Below are 20469 nucleotides of genomic sequence, written 5' to 3'. Positions count from 1 at the left end.
CTCGGGTGCCCGTCAACGAGAGGTATCAGGTGACCACAGTCATCAATCGCCAGCGGAACGGCAGGTCGTCGTTCTCGCAGTGGGCGAACAAGCACCGGAAGTGGGTTCTGGCCGCGCCGGCCATGCTGTTCGTCGCGCTACTGATCGCCTTCCCCGTCGGCTGGACCCTCTACCTGAGTTTCACCGACGCCTCTGGCTCCGTCCGGGCGCCCGCTGACTTCATCGGTCTGGAGAATTACGCCTCCGTTTTGACAGACACCGACCGTTTCTGGCCCGCCGTCGGTCGCACCGTCCTGTTCACCGGTGGCGCATTGCTCTTCGAAATGATCCTCGGCATGTGCATCGCACTACTGTTGTGGCGCCCGTTCCGAGGGGAGAAGTGGGTGCGCATCGCCATCCTGCTCCCGCTCGTCGCTACACCGGTCGCCGTCGGAATGATGTGGCGCCTGATCTTCGACCCTCAGATGGGATTCGCCAACCAGCTCCTGTCCTGGTTCGGCCTGCCTCCGCAGCCGTGGCTTTCGGGTCAGGAGTCGGCGCTGACGACGCTGATATTCGTCGACATCTGGCAGTGGACACCCATGGTGGTTCTTATCCTTCTCGCAGGACTCACGTCTCTCTCCGATGAGCCAGACGAAGCCTCCAGGGTCGACGGAGCGAATGCCTGGCAGCGGTTCTGGTACATCACCTTCCCGCTCGTGATGCCGACCTTCATTACCGCGATTCTCCTCCGGGGAATCGACGCCCTGAAGACGTTCGACATTCTCTACGCCACGAAAGGCAAGGGTGGCGGTTCATTCAACGAAGTCGAGACCCTCAATGTGTACGCGTACGGCTTGAGCTTCGACTACAACAAATACGGCCAATCTTCCACGGTGCTGATCCTGTTCTTCATGATGATCATCGGCTGCATCTGGCTGCTCACCGCGCGCAAGAAGAGGAGCGAATCATGACGACAACGATCGAGGAACTCGCGACGCCGGACGTGACGCCGGGCCCGCGCTCCACACCGCGCCCCCGTCGACGCAAGGTCGCCTCGTACTCGATCTTCCGGGTCGTGATGCTGACCCTCGTCGTGCTGACCTTCCTGGCCCCGCTCGTATGGATGGTTCTGGCGTCCTTCAAAACGAACGTTGACATCTACAACCCGGCCGCCGCGCTGGTCTTCACGCCGACACTCGGCAACTACGAGACGGTGTTCGGTCAGGCCAATTACCTCCAGTACATCTTCAACAGCTTCTGGATCGGCTTCGCGTCGACCGTGCTCTCTCTCGTCCTCGGTCTCCCCGCTGCGTACTCGATGAGCCGCTTCGTCATGAAGAAGTCGGCGGGTCTCGTGCTGATGGCCCGGGTCATTCCGGGCGTCAGCCTGCTCGTCCCGTGGTACTTCATCTTCTCGAACCTCAAGTTGGTCGGCGGCTACGAGGTGCTGATCCTGTCGCACATGTTCGTCGCGCTCCCCCTGATCGTCTTCATCATGATGTCGTTCTTCGACTCACTCCCCGTTGAGCTCGAGGAGCAGGCCCAGGTCGACGGGCTGACACCGATTGGTGCGTTCCTGCGGATCGCCCTGCCGCTGTCAGTGCCGGGGGTCGCAACCGCTGGGATCCTGTCGTTCATCTTCTCCTGGAACAACTTCATGTTCGCGCTCGTGCTCTCAGGGTCGAAGACAAAGACGCTTCCTGTGGCCATCTTCGACTTCGTCGCTTACGCGAGCATCGACTGGGGTGGACTCATGGCGGCAGCCGTCGTCATCACCGTCCCGATCATGGTGATCGCGCTCTTCACGCAGAAGTACATCGTCTCCGGCCTGACCGCCGGAGCGACGAAGGGCTGACCTCCGCCGCTCGTCCCGCTCAGGTGCGGACCACGGCACCGCCGCGCTTGCGGGAGACCGCATCGACAGTGGCCGCGAGGATGAGCACGCCACCGGTGACCGCGAAGTTCACGCCGGCCGGAAGGTTCAACAGCCCCAGCCCGTTCGTGATCACAGCGATCACGAGGGCACCGACGGCGGCGTGGAGGAGACGGCCCCGGCCGCCGAAGAGACTGACACCACCGACGACGGCGGCCGCGACACCGCTCAACACGAGGTCGCGGCCCGCGGCGGCATCCACCGAACCCACCTTGCTGATGGAGAAGAGCCCCGCAACGACGGAGAGCGTTGAACAGACGATGAACGCGGTCCAGCGCACCATGACGACCTTGATCCCTGCGCGCCGTGCCGCCTCCGCGTTGCCGCCGATCGCGTAGATGTTGCGTCCATACTTGGTGCGGTCGAGCACGAAGGTGCCTGCCCAGAGGATCGCGAGAACGATCGGCACGACGATCGGCACGCCCTGAACGGCCCGGATCGACTGGCCGCGGTCCTGGTTCAGGATGTACACGACAGCCCCGCCGAGCACAGCGATGAAGCCGAGCTTGATCCATACCAGGGCGATGGTGCGGTTCATCACCCCGGCGCGGGACCGCCGCGCACGATCCCAGAACGATGTCGCGGCCGACACGGCGAGGATGACGACGAGCATCGTCCACCCCGCCCACGGCGGCATGTTCCTGTTCTGGATCGCCAGGATCTCGGGAATCTGCACCCGGTACAGCCCGCCGGCGCCGATGATCATCAGCTCGACGCCCTGGAGCCCGAGGAACAGGCCGAGGGTCACGACGAATGACGGAATCCCGACCCTCGCCACGAAGAAGCCGATGAACGTGCCGATCAGCACACCGGCCCCGAAAGCGATGGCCAGCGCGAGTATCCAGTTCAGCCCCTGCACGTTCACCAGCACGATGAAGATACACATCGATACGCCGGCCGTCACACCCGCCGACAGGTCGATTTCTCCGAGGAGGATGACGAACACGAGCGCCATCCCGAGCATGACGAGGGTGGCCGCCTGAGTCATCAGGTTCGCGAAGTTGCGCTCGGTGAGGAACACCGGGCTGAGGATGGAGAACAGGATGCTCAGGACGATGAACCCGCCGATGGCCGGCAGCGCGCCCATCTCTCCGCCGCGGACTCGCTGCAGCCAGGCACGCACCTGGTCGCGGACGCCGCCTTCCTGGCCGCTGCCGATGTTCTCGGTCGGGATGACGGGTCCGGGTGCGGCTTCGGAGGTGGGAATGGTGCGGGCGCTCATGGCGTAACTCCTGCCGGGGTCTTCGTGCCCGTGATGTAGCCGACGACGTCATCGCTCGTGGTCTCCCGAGTGTCGAGCGAAGCGACCATCTGACCGAGATAGAGCACGTTGATGTGGTCGGCCACGGCGAACAGGTCAACGAGGTTGTGGCTGATGATGATGACGGCGACTCCCTGTTCGGCCAGTCGCGTCACCAGGTTCAGCACCTGCTCGGTCTGGGCTACGCCGAGGGCGGCGGTCGGTTCGTCGAGGATGACGACCCTCGCCTTCTTCAGAACAGCCCGCGCGATAGCGACGGTCTGGCGCTGGCCACCGGACAGGGACGACACCTTCTGTCGCACCGATTTCACAGTGCGCACAGAGAGCGAGCGAAGCGTGTCGGAAGCATCACGTTCCATTCGACCTTCATCGAAAGTGCCGAACCGGGTCTCCTCCCTGCCCAGGAACATGTTCTGCACGATGTCGAGGTTGTCGCACAGCGCGAGGTCCTGGTAGACGACCTCGATCCCCAACCGTGCGGCATCCCGGGGAGCATGCAGCGTGACGTCGTCGCCGTCGAACCGTACAGTTCCCTCGTCGTACGGCTGCACTCCGGCGAGACCCTTGATGAGGGTCGATTTTCCGGCGCCGTTGTCGCCAACCAGAGCCGTGACCTGGCCTGCGTACGCCTTCATGCCGACGCCCTTGAGGACGCTCACCGGTCCGAAACTCTTGACGACACCCGACAGTTCGATGAGTGGCACATCCATGTTCGGTTCTCCTTACGTCGGCCGCCCCGTCCTGATGCGTGCGTTTCCGGTCGCCCGACGGCGCGAACAGCGCAGCGGGCGAATTGGAGGGAGCCGGGCCGGCCTCGACGGCACGGCCCGGCTCTCTGGATCAGTTAGCCGCTGACGCCGTACTGCTCACACGCTGCAGCGACTTCGCCGGCGCACAGCTCCTCAGCGTCGGCGTCCCCCGCAGCCACAACGGTCTTCACTTCGTCCGGCCCGACGAGGATCGGCGTGACCGCGATGTACGGAGTGCCGTCCTCCAACTCCTGGTCTGCCTCCGGGGTTTCACCCTTGAGGAGGGCCGTGGCGAGATCGATCGCTGCATCCGCTTCTTCTTTGATCGGCTTGTAGACCGTGGCAGTCTGCTTGCCGAGCAGGACGTTCTGCAGGCCTGCGACTGAGGCATCCTGCCCCGACACGGGCACGGTGAGTCCGTTCTTGTCGAGGATGGTGATCACGCCAGCGGCGTTGGTGTCGTTCGCGGCCCAGACGGCGTCGACTTTGCCGCCGAGCGAGGTGAGAGCCTGCTCGAAGTTGGTCGCGGACTTGTCGCCGTCCCAGACCCCTGGGGGCTCGGCCGCCGGCTTGATGCCTGCGGCTTCCATGACCTCAACAGCCCCGTCGTGGAACATCTTGGCGTTTCCGTCGGCAGGGTCGCCGCCGATGTAAACAACGACAGCGCTCGCAGGGTCTTTGCCTGCGGCCGTGAGCCCGTCAACGACCGACTGTCCTTCGAGCCGGCCCACTTCGAGATTATCGAACGACACGTAGTAGTCCGCTCCCTCGATCGGGCGGTCGTACGCGATGACCGGGATGCCCTCGCCCTTGGCTTTCTCGGCCACCGCGGCGCCAGCACCGTTGTAGTCGACGAGGAGCATGACACCGCACCCCTTCGTGAGCTGCTGGTCGGCGATGGTGGCGTACTTGTTGACGTCAGCCTGCGCGTTCTGGATGTCGGTTTCGAAGCCGGCGTCCTCAAGGCCCTTCTGAAGGTATGGCCGGTCATTGTTCTCCCAGCGCGGCGATGAGGCCGCGTCAGGAAGGATGACGCACGCACGAGTCGCTTCGGCGTTGCCGCCGTTCCCGCTGTCATCTCTGCCGCTGCCGCCGCCGCTTGCGCAGCCGGCGAGGAGCAGTGCCGAAATCCCGGCGAGTGCGACCGCGGGGACGAAAGAAGAAGAAGGCTTCATGGCACTTCCCTTTATCTGAGGTGAGGTCAACCCCTCGTGGTACCCCGCCCTCCTGGCGGCGGCTCGACCATAATGACTGAACCTCAGGTTTGGGGCAATCCCATTCAGATAACGCTTTCCCGACGCTTTCCCGCGTCGGCCGCACCTGCGCTTCGCATCCCCGCGATGGCGAGATGACGCCGCTTAAGGAATCAGGCGATCGACTTCTTGATTCGTTTTCGAGCGGCTCGTTCGGTCAGGATGGAGAGGTAGTCGCGCACCGGACGACCGGAGATTGCGCCGAATTCCTCCCGAACGATCGCTTCGAGTTCGGCACGCGCCATGTCCGGGTACTTCACTTCGAGGGTGTCTGCGACCTGCCGGATGGTCTCTTCGTCGTCGATGAGTTTTGTCACCTCTTGAGTATTGACCGCGTTCTGGACCCCGTCAAATTTCCTCCGCGCTGCGGCGCGGCGGCTTGTGCGGTCATGATGCGCTCGCCATCGGGGAGGCAAAGACGAAGCCAAACGAAGCCGAGGAATTTCAGTCCGACGTTCCGGCGTGAACGGCTGCGCCGAACCCCGGCTCGGACGGTACTCGGCCCTCCGTCAGTAACGAATAAGAGCGGCGCTGATATCGGCCGCGGCCCGCAGCACGGCAGGGCGGTACTCGTCCCGGATGCGCTCGAGGCTCGCGGTCGAGGTCGACGTCGATACGTTGATGGCGGCGACCACCCGGCCGTCGGCGCCGTGGAGCGGGGCGGCGATGGATCGGAGGCCGTGCTCGAGTTCCTGGTCGACGAGAGCCCAGCCCTGCCGGCGAACCTCCTCGAGCGTGTGGCGGAGCGACACGGCATCCGTCACCGTTTTCTCGGTCAGCGTTTCGCGGCCGAACGAGTCCAGGTAGCGCTCGAGGCTCGACTCGTCCAGGCCGGCGAGCAGCACGCGGCCCATCGAGGTGGCATGCGCAGGGAACCGCGTGCCGACGGTGATGGAGACTGTCATGATCCGCCGTGCCGGAACGCGGGCGATGTAGACGATGTCGCTGTCATCGAGCACGGAAGCGGAGGCGGATTCGTTGAGTTCGCGGGACAGCTCTTCAAGATGGGGTGCCACTATTTCGGGGAGGGCCAGCCCGGACAGGTACGAGAATCCCAGCTCGAGCACTCGCGGAGTGAGGGCGAAGAGTCGCCCGTCAGCGCGGACGTAACCGAGTTCGAGGAGGGTGAGCAGGAATCGCCTGGCGGTCGCGCGCGTCAGACCAGTGGTGTCGGCGATGTCGCTGAGGGTCATGCTGGGTCGGTCGCGCCCGAACGCCCGGATGACGCTGAGACCGCGAGCCAGGGACTGGACGTACTGCCCGCTTGGCTCCGGATCGTCGCTCATGTACCCAACGTTATCGTTCGAGCACGACCGCAAGGCCCTGGCCGACTCCGATGCAGATCGCGGCGACGCCGACGCCGCCCCCTCGACGCTTGAGCTCCTGCGCGAGGTGACCGATGATGCGGCCGCCAGAGGCGCCGAGCGGATGCCCGATAGCGATCGCACCCCCGTGGATGTTGACCTTGTCCGGGTCGAGTTCCGGCCACAGCTTGAGGCAGGCGAGGCTCTGCGACGCGAACGCCTCGTTCAGCTCGACCACGTCGACGTCGGCCCAGGTCTTGCCTGCGCGGGCGAGCGCGCGATTGGCGGCCTCCACCGGTGCGATGCCGAAGCTGTCGGGGTCGTTACCGCTCACCCCGCGGCCGATGATGCGCGCGAGAGGCTCCGCGTCGATCGGCGCGTTCTCGCCGCCGATCACGAGCATCGACGCGCCATCGCTCAACGGCGACGAGTTGCCGGCCGTGACCGACCCCTCTTGCCGGAACGCTGGCCTGAGCGGTGCCAGCGATTCGAGCGAGGTGTCATCGCGGATGCCCTCGTCGCGGGCGAGCGTGGCGCCCGGGACCTGGACGATCTCACCGTCGTAGAGGCCGGCGGACCAGGCGGATGCCGCCGCCCGGTGGCTGCGCACCGCGAAAGCATCCTGCTCATCGCGGCCGATGGAGAACCGGTCGGCGAGCATCTCGGCGGTCTCCCCCAGAGAAACAGTCCACCGCTCGGGCATCCGCGGGTTGACCATCCGCCAGCCGAGAGTGGACGAGTACAGCGTCTCGTGTCCGGCCGGGTAGCCCTTTGCAGGCTTGAGCATCACCCAGGGAGCCCGGCTCATCGACTCGACGCCGCCGGCGATCACGAGGTCCGCGTCTCCGGTTTCGACGGCACGGCTGGCCTGGATCACGCTCTCGACGCTGGACCCGCAGAGCCGGTTCACGGTCGCCCCTGGCACCGATGTGGGTAGTCCGGCGAGAAGTGCCGCCATCCGCGCCACGTTCCGGTTGTCTTCGCCGGCCTGGTTGGCGTCGCCGAGGAGCACCTCGTCGATACGCGCGGGGTCGAGGTCGGGGTGCCGGCCGAGCAGTGCGGACAGCGCGTGTCCGGCGAGGTCGTCCGGCCGGATTCCCGCCAGCCCTTTGCCGTGGCGCCCAAACGGCGTGCGCACTGCGTCGTAGATGTAGCTGCCGGTCATGCGAGCTCCTTGTCGTCGGCATCCCGGGTGGCGTCCTCGAGGTCGAGGCCGGTGAGCGTCGACAGCTCGGAGACCGTGTTGTCACCGAATAGCTCGATCACGGCGAGGCCGGTGGGCGTGACGTCGAAGATCGCATGGTCGGTGTAGATGCGGGTGACGCAGCCGACGCCGGTGAGTGGGTAGCTGCAGTCGCGGACGAGCTTCGACTCTCCTGAGCGGGTGAACAGGTCGGTCATGACGTAAACGCGGCGCGCCCCGATGGCCAGGTCCATCGCTCCGCCGACGGCGGGGATGGAGTCGGCGGCCCCGGTCGACCAGTTGGCGAGGTCGCCGCGCTCCGACACCTGGAACGCACCGAGCACGCAGACGTCGAGGTGACCGCCTCGCATCATGGCGAAGGAGTCGGCGTGGTGGAAGTAGGCCGTACCGTCCAGTTCGGTCACCGGTTGCTTTCCCGCGTTGATGAGGTCGGGGTCGATCCGGTCGGGTTGCGGCTCAGGACCCATGCCCAACATGCCGTTCTCGGTGTGGAGAATGGCCTCGAGGCCCGCAGGGAGAAAGTTCGCCACCAGGGTCGGGGCTCCGATGCCGAGGTTCATCACGGCGCCCTCGGGGATGTCCTGGGCGATGCGGGCGGCAAGCTCGTCACGGGAGATTCGCGTGGTCATGATGCGGCTCCTTCCACGGAGGCTGCTCCGACGAACTCGCCGTCGCGGAGCCACGCCCGCTCCCCAACGGCAACCACCCGGTTCACGTAGATACCGGGCGTGACCACGGTCTCGGGGTCGAGCCCACCGAGCTCGACGACCTCGTCGACCTGGACGATCGTGGTGGTTGCGGCAGCCGCCATGATCGGGCCGAAGTTGCGGGCGGTCTTGCGGTAGACGAGGTTGCCCCACCGATCGGCCCGATAGGCGCTGACAAGCGCAACGTCCGCGCGAAGCGCGTTCTCGAGGACGTACGGGCGCCCGTCGATGTCGCGGGTCTCCTTGCCCTCGGCCAGGGCCGTCCCGAATCCCGACGGGGTGAAGAAGGCGCCGATTCCGGCACCGGCGGCGCGGATGCGCTCCGCGAGGTTTCCTTGCGGCACGAGCTCGAGTTCGATCTCGCCGGCGCGGTAGAGGGCGTCGAAGACGTGCGAGTCGCTCTGCCGCGGGAAGGAGCAGATGATCCGCCGGACCCGCCGGGCGGCGAGGAGGGCCGCCAGACCGGTGTCGCCATTGCCGGCGTTGTTGTTGATGACCGTGAGGTCAGTTGCTCCCTGCGCCAGCAGCGCATCGATCAGTTCGACCGGCTGGCCGGCACGGCCGAACCCCCCGATCATCACCACCGCGCCGTCGGCGATTCCTGAAACAGCTTCGTCGACGCTGTTCCTCAGCTTTGAGATCATGTCGCATCCGTTCATCTAGCGAACAAAAGTTCACATCATGATCATAATACGTCATTCCGGGCGCGCTGGACAGAGAACGCACGTCCATCGCGCGACCGTTCGGCGTCACTCCTCGTCGCGCTGCGCCGCCGTGGGCTCCATGAGGGTTCCGTCGTCCCGTCGGTACCCTCGGTGCTGCACCGGCCGGCCAGCGAGGATCGGGCCCTGGTCGGGCAGCGGGATCTCCAGGTCGCCTCCGGGGCCGACCTCGAACTGTTCCCCACGCACCAGGAAAGAGACGGGATTCTCCCCGTCGAGGACAGAGACCCGCATTGCCGTCGTCGACAAGACCACGAGCATCCGGGTGCCCCTCCAGGTCAGCCGATACCGCAGCTCCGGCCACTGTTTGGGGAGTCGTGGATCGAAAGTCAGGACACCGTCGTGGTCACGCATTCCGCCAAAACCGGACACCAGCGCGTTCCAGACGCCGCCCGCCGCGGCGACGTGCACCCCGTCCGAGGTGTTGCCGTGCCGGTCCTCGAGGTCGACGAAAACGGTGTCATGGAAGTAGTCCAGCGCAAGATCCTGATACCCCACCTCCGCCGCGATGATCGACTGGACGATCTTCGACAGGCTGGAATCACTCGTAGTCAGGGGGTCGTAGTAGTTGAAATCGGCGAGCTTCTCTTCAAGGGTGAACTCGTCGCCCTGCAGGAACAGCGCGAGAACCACGTCAGCCTGCTTCAGCACCTGGAACCGATAGATCACCAGGGGGTGGAAGTGCAGCATGAGCGGCTTCCGGTTCTCGGGTGTCGCCTCGAGATCCCACACCTCCCGTTCGAGGAACTCGGAGTCCTGGGGGTGGATCTGAAGGCTTTCCGAATACGGGATGGCCATGGCGTCTGCGGCACGCTCCCAGTCGGTGGGCTCTGTGCTGCGCAGCTCGAGTCTCTTCACGGTGCGTTCATAGGCCTCCGGCCGATCGCGCTCCAGCCTTTTCAGCGCCTGGACCGCGTAGCGCAGGTTGAATCGCGCCATGACATTGGTGAACAGGTTGTTGTTGACCACCGTGGCGTATTCGTCCGGCCCGGTGACCCCATGGATCTCGAATCGGTCTTCGCCGTTCCAGCGCCAGAAGCCGAGCGAAAGCCACATCCGCGCCGTCTCGACCGCTATGTCGATCGCGCCGTTGCAGAGAAAATCAATATCGCCCGTCGCGTCGATGAACTTCGCGAGCGCATAGGTGACGTCGGCGTTGATGTGGTACTGGGCGGTGCCGGCGGCGTAGTACGCGGAGGCCTCTTCTCCATTGATCGTGCGCCACGGAAAGAGCGCACCCGCTTCATTGAGTTTCTTCGCCCGGTCGCGCGCGGCGGGAAGCATCCGTTCCCGGATCCGGAGCGCGTTACGGGCCCACAGCGGGCTCGTGTAGGAGAGGAACGGCACCACGTAGATTTCGGTGTCCCAGAAGTAGTGGCCGCTGTAGCCGTTGCCGGTGAGTCCTTTCGCCGGCACGCCGAGTCCGTCTGCTCTTGCCGAGGCCTGCGCCAGTTGGAACAGGTTCCAGCGCACCGCCTGCTGCACATCTGGATGTCCGGGGATCTCCACGTCGGAACGGGCCCAGAACTCGGCAAGCCATTCGCGTTGCTTGGTGTACTGAGCAGCAACGCCTGCTGCCTTGATCCGGTCGAGTGTGCGTCGGCACCGGTCGATGAGTTCTCGCGTCGGCGTCGTCCGCGAACTGTGGTAGCTGACGAGCTTTGTGATGCGGACGGGGTCGCCCTGCCGCGCGTCGATCGCGAAGACGTTCTTGGCAATGTCACCGTCGATGTACTTCTCGACGCTGTAGTCGTTGGACGTCTCGATCACGTGGTCGGCAGCGAGGGCGAGTGTCATCCCCGAATTCGCGACTTCGTAGCTCAGGACGCTTCGGTCGCCGTCCTGCCAGTGCTTCCGGGGGAGAAAAACCCGCTCGGTCACACGACCTGCTGTGCGGGGGTCGTTCAACTCCTTGCCGGTCTCGACGGCGCCGTCGTATTCGTCTTCGCCATCCTGCCGGTTGAGGAGCTGGCAGGAAATCGTCAACGGAGCATCCGCGTCGAGGACGGTCACCTCAAGCGTCATCACGGCGAGATGCCGTTCAGGGAACGACACCATTCGCGACGCTGTCACTTTGACCCGTTTGCCTGAGGGGGTGAGCCAGAGCAGTTCGCGCCGCAGAACACCCTCGCGGAAGTCGAGGGAGCGCTCGTAGCTCAGTACGTCGGACTCGGCGACGGAGAGCGGTTCGTCGTCGACATAGAGCCGCATGACCTTGCTGTCCGGAGCATTGACCATGGCCTGGCCCACCTCGGCGAACCCGTACGCTTGCTCGGCGTGGCGGATCTTCCAGGTCTCGTGGAGCCCGTTCACGAATGTGCCGTGTTCGTGTGCGGTGCGGCCCTCGGCGTTATTCGCCCGCATGCCCAGGAATCCGTTGCCAACGGCGAACAGTGACTCGGTGACGCCCAGGTCTTCTGTGCTGTATTCCGTCTGGATCAGGCGCCAGGGGTCAATGGGGAAGCGGTCCCGGTCCATTATCGGCGTTCTCCCTCGGTGAGCGGCTCGGTGAGGACGGCGAGGTCCTCGACGACGGTGTCGGCCCCCGCGTCCAGCAGTGCCTGTGCCCCAGCGCCCCTGTCGACGCCGATGACGAGGCCGAATCCGCCGGCACGAGCCGAAGCGACACCCGAGATGGCGTCTTCGAAGACAACGATCTCAGCGGGGTCGAGGCCCAGGGCGCGTGCCGCGAACAGGAACATGTCCGGCGCGGGTTTGCTCGCGAGCGATTTCTGGGCGGCGAGAACGCCGTCGACGATCACCGGGAATCGGTCGATCAGTCCGGCAGCGTCGAGTACCCACCTGGCGTTCTTCGAACTCGACACGACGCCCATCGGCATCCGTTTCGCATCCAGTTGCTCGACGAGGGCCAGCGAACCGGGATACGGGCTGATTCCTCGCTCCTCCAGAGCGCGGGAGAAGTAGTCGTTCTTGCGATTGCCGATGCCGCTCACCGTGTCGGCTGTTGGCGGGTCGTCCGGCGTTCCCCATGGCAGCCGGATCCCCCGGGAGTCCAGGATGCCGGCGACTCCGTCGTAGCGGCGCTTGCCGTCCAGGTGCTCGAAGTAGTCATCGTCCGAGTACGGTTCCGGCACGGCTTTCTCGGCGAACACCTCGGTGAACATCGACTGCCAGGCGTAGCGGTGAAGCTCAGCCGTCGGCGTCAGAACGCCGTCCAGGTCGAAAAGTACTGCGCGGAAGTCGTTCAGGTTGCGGGGAACCGAGTGCTGTGCGTTCAGAAGAACTCCCGAGAAGTCGATGGGCAGTCGAGTCGTTACGCCGACTCTACGACACCGCCCCGGAAACCGTCTGGTGGGGTGCGGTTTCGACGGCGGCAACCGGCGAGGGTTCCCTGGACAGTCGCGGAGGGGGATACTGGCACCATGATGGGCAATGACGGTGGCAGCGCGGCAGACCCAGGGAACTCCGACACCGCGCGCATTGTGGTCGGTGTAGACGGGTCGGAGTCGTCGGTGAAGGCGCTTCGCGAAGCGCGACGCCTGGCCGACGCCCTCGGGGCGCCCCTTGAAGCCGTTGCGGTCTGGCAGCAGAGCCACTCGATGTACGACTTCTACCAGTCCCAGTCGGGATGGACCCCCGAAAAGGACATTGAAAAGCTGCTGCGGGATGCCGCCGACGCGGCCTTCGGTTCCGAACATCCGTCGCGGTTCACGATGTCGATGCTGCAGGGCCCGCCCGCCAAGGCGCTGATCCGGCACAGCGCGGGCGCCGAGATGCTCGTGCTCGGATCGCGCGGACACGGCGGCTTCTCCGGGTTGCTACTCGGCTCGGTGAGTTCGGCGTGTGTCGCGCACGCGACGTGCCCCGTTCTCGTCGTCCACAACAAGGACCAGGTCCGCCTGGACACCGAGAAGGGCGCTGCCAGAGGCTGACGTCGAGACCGATCACGGCCACGCAGATGGCCTACGCTGGCGTTGTGATGAGCAATGCGAGCCCCGGCCGGTCGTGGCTTTCGCGGCTGTTCAGCCGAGGTCCGGCTCTGCCCCCGTACCGGCCGGATCCCCAGCCGCTGGCCCCGTTCGAGCAGGCGCTTGAGGAGGGCCTGCTCATTGCCAGGCACGGCGTAACCCTCGCCGTGCGGAACCGCCTCATCGTGCGGGCGCTTCGCGAGGACGAACCATTCGACGACGCGGTCTCGGCACAGATCGTCGATGAAGAGCTTAAGCGGGCGGCTGACGAACAGCGCGAGTATGCGAACGCAGCCCGGGCCTTGAAGGCGGCCGCCGGCCGCTCGTTCGGAATCGCCGACCACGCGCACGACTATCACCTCGTCGACACGGCGACACTTGAGCGACGTCATTTGCTGTACGCCGCCCTCGCGGACTCCCTGGAGTTGTGGCGGCAGGACGACGCTGTCGTCGCGGCGATCGGCGAAACGGCCAGGAGCGACGCGTGGAATGACATCGGCGACAACGTCGTGTCCCGCCTGGTGACGCGGATGTCGTCGGTCGCCGACGACCCTGATTATCACCTCAGACGACCGGAACGCCTCAGGCAGCTGCTCGAGGAGGATCTCGCCGCCCTGCTCCCCCGCGAGCGGGACGAGAACAGCGACGCCTCAGGCCGGTGAACCCCGTCGCGAAGCGACGTCCCGTACACCCTGCCGCGAAGGTGAACCGTGACCGGCCATGACAGCACCGCGCACGATCGCGCGGGTGACGCCTCGTGCCCGGTGCCGGTCCAGCCCGGCGATGGCCGCCCAGAAGAGGCAACCATCCCGCGATCCACAGCAGAATTCGGTGCCGCGGCCAGCCGCGAGGCGTGCGCACGGCGGCGACGATGTAGCTCGTGACGGCGGCGAGGAGGACCACGCCGAGGATTTCGGTGAAGGAGACTCCTCCTCCGTGGTTATGCACGTCTCGCCTTGGGCTGCACCGCGGAGCGGATCATTCAGCGGCTGGCTGTTGTCGCGTCGCGACGGCCGAGGAGGAACCCGAGGGCAACCATTGCGATCGCGAGCGCCCTGGCCGTTTGAGCGTTCACCGGTAGAGAGGTCATGATGCTGCTCCTTGTTGGATGTGAACCAAACCAGCGGAGAGTGCGATCACCTGGTGCGCGATGCCCCTTCGCACACGCCAAAATATGCCGCGTCAGCAGTGATTTTGAGGCCTTCGCATCCGAGCAGGCGAGCGCTCCTGATGCTTAGCCTGCGACGTCCCAGCGATGGTGGACGACGTCGTGCAGCACGTAACGGCCGAGCGTCTCGACGGTGAAGTGAGAGCCGTCGCTCCTGCGGGCGGTGCGGGATGCCGCCTCGATCGGCACGCGCTCGAAAGCGTCGGCGAGCGCCGTGCCTGCCTCGGCCAGTTCGTCGCGGATCTGCAGCGGGTCCTGCTCGCCATAGCGGCCCGCGAGCGCCGCGGCATCCTGGTCCCAGTTCTCGAACTCCGGGTTGTGCTCCGCGAGCATGAGGTTGAGCCGGCCGGAGAAGACGTGGAAGACATCGCGGACATGCGCCGCGTACTCGAGGGGTGACCAGGTGGAGTCGTCCGGGCGGACCGCCACGTCCGGGCGCTCCAGCACGCCAGGCCAGAATGCGATGTTGTCCCTGAGCAGTGCCGGCAGGTCCTGAAAGGCGACGGCGTGGGCGTCGAACCCGCATGCGGGGCACCGCCGCTCGAGCACCCAGGTCCAGTTCTTTGTGTCTGGTTCGATTGCCATGGCCCAACGTTAGGGCAGGTGCGCGGCGCGGGCCAGCGCCGATTCATCCGCTCCGGACCCGATCACGCGGCAAGGCGGCTGATTCGGGCCGAAGCGAGTGAAGAAGGCTCAGCCCGCGGGCTGGCAGACCGCGGATGCGGCGAGCCGCTCGGTCATCTGTTCCTCGGACCACGGCAGGCCGACGAGGGGAAGTTTCTCGCCTTCGACTGGTTGCGCCTTGGCCGCGATAGCCGCGAGTTTCATTGCCAGCGTCTGCGCGAATCCCGCCCCCGCTGTCGAGTTGTTGAGGAGCACGACCACCGTCAGACCGGTTTCCGGATCGGACAGCATCGCGGAGATGTGCCCGGGGATGTAACCGGCCTGACCGCGCATCGGGCCGATCTGCATTCCGCCGGGCCCGAACGACTGCCACGCCGGGGCATCCGCGCTCAGCGGCACGGTTTCCCAGGCTTTGTCCCGGAGTTCGTCGGTGAGCAGCGCACCGGCGGCGAACGACTGCGCGTAGCGCTGCAGGTCGTCGATGGACGACACCACCCCGCCCGCGGTGAACGCTTGCGAGTTGGACAGCAGGCTCTCATCCTTGGGCGCATCGCAGGCGGGAGTGCCGTCTGGCGACTTCAGCGCCTCCCACCCCGGAACGAACGGATCACTGATCTCAACGGTCGTCGGGTCGGGGAACAACGAATCCTTCATGCCGAGACGGCCGAAAACATACCTGTCGTACAACGTTTTCGCGGTGTTCCCCGTGGCCTTCTCGAGGGCGAGACCGAGCAGTGCGTAGTTCGTATCGGAGGGCGCGTACGATTCGCCGGGGCGCCCGGTGCGCGAGTTGGCGATCCCGTCGGACACCAGCTCGAGCGTCGACCACTGCCGGGTCGGATTGCTTGCGAAGAGACTGCCGAGGGTGTTTCCGAAATCGCCGAGGCCGGAGGTGCCGTGGCAGAGCTGGCCGAGGGTGATGCCCTGGACGCTCTGGATCGACGGGAGATATGCAGAGACCTCGTCGTCGAGAGCGACGACGCCGTCTGCCACGAGCCCGTAGAGCACATCGCAGGTCATCGGCTGGGTGTTGTCACCGACCCGAAACCGCATATCGGCCGACAGTTTCTCGGTGCCGCCGGGGGCTGTCGTCCCCTGCGCTGACACCCACCGTCCCGACCAGGGTGCCCACACCCCGGCGATGGCACCGGGTGCCGCAGCGAGCGCCATCGCCTCGGCCAGCGCGGCATTGAGCGCCTCGACGGACGCGGCAGGGAGGTCCCCTGTGGGCTGTTCCGTCAAGGTCACGGAAGGGGGAGCCGCAACGCCGGCGCAGGCCGAGAGGCTCAACACGACGCCGACGGCGGCGCTCAGCAGACCGACACCTCTGCCTCGTTTGATGCTGTTTCTCATCCGTTCCCCCGCCGCCCCTACAAGGGGGGAGTCTAATCGAGCCCTTCTCGAGCGGGGCGCTGACCTGCCGGAGATCACAAACTGTTACTCAATACAATCTCTTCGTCGATTCGTCGGCCACCCGCAGCCAGCGGTATCCGTAAGCAGGGAGGGGGATGTCCGCGCTGCCTGCATCCGAGAGCGGCACCTCGCCCGATTCGAGCAGGTCGATGAGCCGCGTCGAGGCGTCGGCGTCCGGTACCGAGACCGGCACGATCGCCGGTTCCTGGCCGAAGTTGTGCAGCGCGATCATGCGGCCCTGCGCACCGGTGACCGAGTGGGCGAGAACCGCGTCGTTCGGCTGAGGAAGCACGGCGAAATTTCCCCAACCGATTTCCACCGAATTGCGGTAGGTGCGAATCAGCAGTCGCATGAACTGGAGAAGCGAGTCCGGTTCGTGCCGCTGAGCGGCCACGTTGACGTGGTCGGGCGAGAATCCGTCGTCGACAACGGGTGCGGTGAGCCGTGATTTGGCCGCCCGAGAGAAGCCGCCGTTCTTGCCGCTGGTCCACTGCATCGGACTGCGTACAGACTGTCGTCCGGGGATGGCGAGGTTCTCCCCCATGCCGATCTCTTCGCCATAGAACAGCACGGGCGTGCCCGGCGTGGAGAACAGCAGGCTGTAGGCCATCCGGACGCGGCGCGGGTCGCCCTCGAGCATGGTTGGCAGACGACGCACGATACCGCGGTCGAACACGCGCATGTGTTCATCTGGCGCAAACGCTTCGAACACCTCTGCCCGCTCCGACTCGGAGAGTTTGTCGAGCGTCAGCTCGTCGTGGTTCCTGAGGAAGTTCGCCCACTGGGACTGCAGCGCGATCTCCGGCCGGGCGGTGAGCGCTTCGGCGAAAGGCCGGGCGTCGGAACGCGCGAGGGAGAGGTAGAACTTCTGCATGCCGACGAAGTCGAACTGCATGGTCAGCTCGTCAGCCGCTTCGCCACCGAAATACTGCAGTTGCTCCTCACGCGGGAGATTCACCTCGCCGAGCAGGATGCCGTCACCGGTTCGGCGGCCGAGGAACGACCGCAGCGAGCGCAAGTAGTCGTGCGGGTCTCCGTAGCTTTCGCCGGCCAGTGTGCCCGCGGACGGCTCGAGAAGGAACGGGACGGCGTCGACCCTGAATCCATCGATGCCCAGTTCCAGCCAGAACCCCATCACCTTGTCGATCTCATCCCGAACCCGGGGGTTCTCGACGTTGAGGTCCGGCTGGTGCCGGTAAAAGCGGTGCAGGTAATACTGCCCACTCTTCTCATCGAGTTCCCACACGCTGGATTCTTCGCCGGGAAACACGGTCTCCGCTTGCTTCTCCGGCGGCTCATCGCGCCAGACGTAGAAGTCGCGATACGGCGAATCGACGCTGGACCGTGCCGATTTGAACCATGGGTGCCGGTCGGACGTGTGATTCACGACGAGGTCCGCGATCACCCGCATGCCCCGGTCTCGCGCGGTCCTGATGATCTCGACGAGGTCACCGTGGTGCCCGAGCCGCGGGTCGACCCCGTAGAAATCGGTGATGTCATAACCGTCATCACGGTCAGGAGTCGGGTAGAACGGCATAAGCCAGAGACAGGTGACCCCGAGTTCCGCGAGGTAGTCCATCCGCTGCGCCAGGCCCGCCAGGTCACCGACGCCGTCATCGTTCCAGTCCATGAAGGTTTCGACGTCGAGGCAATACACGACGGCGGTCTTCCACCAGAGGTCACCGGTGTCCGTCATCCTCATGCGGTCACTCCGGCAGCCGCCGCGAACTGGGGCAGCACGGCGTCACCGAACACATCGATGAACTCGGACTGTTCGACGCCGACGTGGTGCAAGTAGATCTCATCGAACCCGAGGTCGATGAAACCGGCGAGTTTTTCTGCGTGCCAGCCCGGATCGGACGAGATCAGAACGGTGGAGTGCATATCGGCCGGCAGCACATGCTTCGCGGCCTCATCGAACGCCGCGGGAGTGTCGAGGTCCCAGCACACCGGCGGGGAGAAGACGTTCGTGCGCCACTGGTCGTAGGCGAGAGCGAGCGCCTCGTCGTCCGTTTTCGCGTAGCTGAGGTGGGCCTGGAGGACGAGCGGCCCTTTTCCTCCTGCGCCGCGGTAGGCGTCGACGATCCGCCGGAGGTCGTCCGGTGCCTGCGCCACGGTGGCCAGCCCATCCGCCCAGCCCGCTGCCCATTCGGCCGTTGCCGGGCTCACCGCAGCAGCGAGGAGGGGCGGCGGCGTCTCAGGGCGGGTCCAGAGCCGCGCCCGGTCGACGGTCACCAGGCCGGCCGTGCTGACTTCGTCTCCGTCGAAAAGCCGCCGCATCACGTCGACGCTTTCCTTGAGCCGGGCGTTCCGGACGTCCTTCCGCGGCCAGGCCTCTCCAGTGATGTGCTCGTTCGCTGCTTCGCCAGACCCGAGGGCCGCCCAGAACCGGCCGGGGTACATGGCCGCCAGCGTTCCCGCCGCCTGGGCGATGATCGTCGGGTGATAGCGCTGCCCAGGCGCGTTGACGACGCCGAGCCGCAGGGATGTCGCCTGAAGCGCGGCACCGAGCCACGCCCACGCGAACCCCGAGTGCCCCTGTCGTTCGCTCCACGGCGCGAAATGATCGGAACACATCGCCGCCTGGAATCCGGCCGCCTCCGCGGAGATCACCGCGTCGAGGAGAGCGCTGGGGTGGACCTGTTCGTGCGAGGCATGGAAGCCGATGACTGTCATTCGTGCCCTTCTGGTTGATGCTGAGCTTAGGGAGCGGCCGCGAAGACCGGCTACCCCTCGCGGGCTCCGGGCGGGGCGTGATAGCGACTGATTGACTCCGCGCGGCCGGTGCACTCGAATGGGGACATGCCCGACTCCTCGCTCAGTCCTGACGTTGTGGATGCCGCGCGGCACCACATGAACACCGACCATGTCGCTGACAACCTCGTGATCGTGCACGCCTTCGCCGATCCCCTCGCCGAATCCGCTGTCCTGACCGGGGTCGACGGCGACGGCGGCACGTGGGCGGTCGCCGGGCCTGCCGGAAACACCGAGGTGAAGATTCCCTGGTCGGCCCCGGTGACCGACCGCGCCGGAATCCGTCGTGAGGTCGTCGCGCTCTATGACGCCGCCTGCGAGAGGCTCGGCCTCCCGCGGCGCGCGCACTGACCTCATTAATTCCACAGAACGACCAAACCGTTGTGCGTGGGGTGTCCGAATGTTCTCATGTGCGGCAGACGCTGCACTGACTATCAGGAGGAACCCCCATCATGCGCACTTCACCGAACCGTCTTCTTGCCACCGTCTTCGGCGGCGTTTATCTCCTCGTCGGCCTGCTCGGCTTCGCCGTCACCGGAGGCGTCAGCTTCATCGCCACCGAAGGAAACCTGCTGCTCGGCCTCTTCGCCGTCAACCCGCTGCATAACATCGCCCACCTCCTCATCGGTGCGGCCCTCCTGATCGCCGGTCTCTCAAACGTCGCGGCTGCCCGGACAGTCAACACCGTCGTCGGCGCCGTCTACCTTCTGCTCGGTATCGTCGGGTTCTTCCTCGTGGGCACCGCCCTGAACATCCTCGCCCTGAACACCGCTGACCACTTCCTGCACCTCGCCAGCGCGATCGTGCTCCTCGGAGTCGGTCTGGCCGCAGACAAGCGCGCGGACACGTCAGCCCGGGCTCACTCGGTCAACGCGTAAGCGCCGACCGACACACAGACGGAGAGGGGAGCACCGTGACCGACAGCAGTCGAAGCGGCATGGCCCTGGCGAGCCTGGGGGTGGGCCTGGTCCATCTCGCGGTCGCAGCGGGCTCCCCTCTCTTCCTCGCGATCCTCCTGGCCGGGTTCGGCATCGCCGAACTCGGCTGGGGGGTCGCCACCCTCGCCAGGGGCCGGGTCCTCCTGCCCCGCGTTGCACTCCCCCTCGCTCTCACCCCGGTCGCGCTCTGGGGCCTCGACATCACCGCAGCGATCGCCATCGCCGGTTCGGGCCTGACTGCAGCCCTGCCATTTGGCCCGATGGCCGCCGCATCACTCCTCAGCCTCTTCCTCGCAGCGTGCCTCGCATTCGCCCGGCGGCGTTCGCTGGGGCCGCGACCAGAAGCATCCGCGCCCCGGCCGGTTCGTCAGCTTCTCGGCATGACCGCAGGCGCCCTGCTCGTTGCCGGCCTCGTCACCCCGGCACTGGCGGGAACCAACGCAGGTACCCAGGCTGTGCCGCACGGCGAGCACGGAACATCCGTTGTTCCCGAGCCGTCGATATCACATTCCGGCCACTAGCCATCCG

General features: G+C 65.8%; 21 protein-coding genes. 7 read left to right on the top strand and 14 right to left on the bottom strand.

Annotated features, from left to right (window positions below; all coding sequences use genetic code 11):
- Window positions 1-29 precede the first annotated feature (29 nt).
- Together BM197_RS11655 and BM197_RS11650 are read left to right on the top strand one after the other, a co-directional pair.
- Window positions 30-953: a carbohydrate ABC transporter permease gene (locus BM197_RS11655; RefSeq protein ID WP_245762510.1), complete on the top strand. Its 924-nt coding sequence runs from the start codon at window positions 30-32 to the stop codon at window positions 951-953.
- Window positions 950-1837: a carbohydrate ABC transporter permease gene (locus BM197_RS11650; protein ID WP_090711689.1), complete on the top strand. Its 888-nt coding sequence runs from the start codon at window positions 950-952 to the stop codon at window positions 1835-1837. Before BM197_RS11655 ends, BM197_RS11650 begins: the two co-directional genes overlap by 4 nt.
- A gap of 19 nt (window positions 1838-1856) precedes the next feature.
- Here BM197_RS11650 and BM197_RS11645 read toward each other — a convergent pair whose 3' ends face one another.
- The 10 genes from BM197_RS11645 to BM197_RS11600 form a co-directional block, all read right to left on the bottom strand.
- Window positions 1857-3137, bottom strand: a complete 1281-nt coding sequence (locus BM197_RS11645) for a sugar ABC transporter permease (protein WP_090711687.1) — start codon at window positions 3135-3137, stop codon at window positions 1857-1859.
- A complete protein-coding gene (locus BM197_RS11640) occupies window positions 3134-3886 on the bottom strand; it encodes an ATP-binding cassette domain-containing protein (protein ID WP_090711685.1) in 753 nt (250 codons plus the stop codon). Before BM197_RS11640 ends, BM197_RS11645 begins: the two co-directional genes overlap by 4 nt.
- 134 nt (window positions 3887-4020) lie before the next feature.
- Window positions 4021-5100, bottom strand: a complete 1080-nt coding sequence (locus BM197_RS11635) for a sugar ABC transporter substrate-binding protein (protein ID WP_090711683.1) — start codon at window positions 5098-5100, stop codon at window positions 4021-4023.
- Window positions 5101-5291: 191 nt separating this feature from the next.
- Window positions 5292-5495 carry a three-helix bundle dimerization domain-containing protein gene (locus BM197_RS11630; RefSeq protein ID WP_090711681.1) on the bottom strand — a complete coding sequence of 68 codons (204 nt, stop codon included), beginning with the start codon at window positions 5493-5495 and terminating at the stop codon, window positions 5292-5294.
- 192 nt (window positions 5496-5687) lie between these two features.
- Window positions 5688-6464 (bottom strand): IclR family transcriptional regulator domain-containing protein, encoded by a 777-nt coding sequence (locus tag BM197_RS11625; RefSeq protein WP_090711679.1) that lies wholly within the window; start codon window positions 6462-6464, stop codon window positions 5688-5690.
- Window positions 6465-6474: 10 nt separating this feature from the next.
- Window positions 6475-7647 (bottom strand): thiolase family protein, encoded by a 1173-nt coding sequence (locus tag BM197_RS11620; protein WP_090711677.1) that lies wholly within the window; start codon window positions 7645-7647, stop codon window positions 6475-6477.
- Window positions 7644-8315 carry a 3-oxoacid CoA-transferase subunit B gene (locus tag BM197_RS11615; RefSeq protein WP_090711675.1) on the bottom strand — a complete coding sequence of 224 codons (672 nt, stop codon included), beginning with the start codon at window positions 8313-8315 and terminating at the stop codon, window positions 7644-7646. Before BM197_RS11615 ends, BM197_RS11620 begins: the two co-directional genes overlap by 4 nt.
- On the bottom strand, window positions 8312-9037 hold the full coding sequence (locus BM197_RS11610) for a 3-oxoacid CoA-transferase subunit A (RefSeq protein ID WP_090711674.1): 726 nt from the start codon (window positions 9035-9037) through the stop codon (window positions 8312-8314). Before BM197_RS11610 ends, BM197_RS11615 begins: the two co-directional genes overlap by 4 nt.
- Before the next feature lie 105 nt (window positions 9038-9142).
- Entirely contained in the window at window positions 9143-11593 is a 2451-nt protein-coding gene (locus tag BM197_RS11605; RefSeq protein ID WP_177216817.1) for a glycoside hydrolase family 65 protein, read from the bottom strand.
- Complete coding sequence (locus BM197_RS11600; protein WP_090711734.1) at window positions 11593-12354, bottom strand: HAD family hydrolase; 762 nt, start codon at window positions 12352-12354, stop codon at window positions 11593-11595. The genes BM197_RS11605 and BM197_RS11600 overlap by 1 nt, the downstream gene beginning before the upstream one ends.
- A gap of 144 nt (window positions 12355-12498) precedes the next feature.
- Between BM197_RS11600 and BM197_RS11595 the strand changes: the two genes are divergently transcribed.
- Together BM197_RS11595 and BM197_RS11590 are read left to right on the top strand one after the other, a co-directional pair.
- Window positions 12499-13008, top strand: a complete 510-nt coding sequence (locus tag BM197_RS11595) for a universal stress protein (protein WP_342714581.1) — start codon at window positions 12499-12501, stop codon at window positions 13006-13008.
- A gap of 47 nt (window positions 13009-13055) precedes the next feature.
- Window positions 13056-13706 carry a hypothetical protein gene (locus tag BM197_RS11590; protein ID WP_143095064.1) on the top strand — a complete coding sequence of 217 codons (651 nt, stop codon included), beginning with the start codon at window positions 13056-13058 and terminating at the stop codon, window positions 13704-13706.
- 572 nt (window positions 13707-14278) lie between these two features.
- Here BM197_RS11590 and BM197_RS11585 read toward each other — a convergent pair.
- From BM197_RS11585 to BM197_RS11570, 4 genes are all read right to left on the bottom strand, one after another.
- Window positions 14279-14797 carry a DinB family protein gene (locus tag BM197_RS11585; RefSeq protein ID WP_090711667.1) on the bottom strand — a complete coding sequence of 173 codons (519 nt, stop codon included), beginning with the start codon at window positions 14795-14797 and terminating at the stop codon, window positions 14279-14281.
- A gap of 108 nt (window positions 14798-14905) precedes the next feature.
- Window positions 14906-16189, bottom strand: a complete 1284-nt coding sequence (locus BM197_RS11580; protein ID WP_090711665.1) for a serine hydrolase domain-containing protein — start codon at window positions 16187-16189, stop codon at window positions 14906-14908.
- 88 nt (window positions 16190-16277) lie between these two features.
- Window positions 16278-17951: an alpha-amylase family protein gene (locus BM197_RS11575; protein ID WP_090711663.1), complete on the bottom strand. Its 1674-nt coding sequence runs from the start codon at window positions 17949-17951 to the stop codon at window positions 16278-16280.
- Window positions 17948-18925 carry a TIGR03885 family FMN-dependent LLM class oxidoreductase gene (locus tag BM197_RS11570; protein WP_090711661.1) on the bottom strand — a complete coding sequence of 326 codons (978 nt, stop codon included), beginning with the start codon at window positions 18923-18925 and terminating at the stop codon, window positions 17948-17950. Before BM197_RS11570 ends, BM197_RS11575 begins: the two co-directional genes overlap by 4 nt.
- A gap of 126 nt (window positions 18926-19051) precedes the next feature.
- Between BM197_RS11570 and BM197_RS11565 the strand changes: the two genes are divergently transcribed.
- The 3 genes from BM197_RS11565 to BM197_RS11555 all read left to right on the top strand — a co-directional run bounded on the left by BM197_RS11565 (window position 19052) and on the right by BM197_RS11555 (window position 20462).
- Window positions 19052-19354 (top strand): DUF2470 domain-containing protein, encoded by a 303-nt coding sequence (locus BM197_RS11565; RefSeq protein ID WP_090711659.1) that lies wholly within the window; start codon window positions 19052-19054, stop codon window positions 19352-19354.
- A 101-nt stretch (window positions 19355-19455) separates the two neighbouring features.
- Window positions 19456-19881 (top strand): DUF4383 domain-containing protein, encoded by a 426-nt coding sequence (locus BM197_RS11560; protein ID WP_090711657.1) that lies wholly within the window; start codon window positions 19456-19458, stop codon window positions 19879-19881.
- Window positions 19882-19916: 35 nt separating this feature from the next.
- Entirely contained in the window at window positions 19917-20462 is a 546-nt protein-coding gene (locus tag BM197_RS11555) for a hypothetical protein (protein WP_245762509.1), read from the top strand.
- Window positions 20463-20469: the final 7 nt, after the last annotated feature.

Origin of the sequence: Mycetocola miduiensis (assembly GCF_900115155.1) — a bacterium.
Taxonomy (GTDB): domain Bacteria; phylum Actinomycetota; class Actinomycetes; order Actinomycetales; family Microbacteriaceae; genus Mycetocola_A; species Mycetocola_A miduiensis.
Note: the sequence above shows the minus strand (reverse complement) of the source record. Positions and strands in the feature narration are given on the sequence as shown.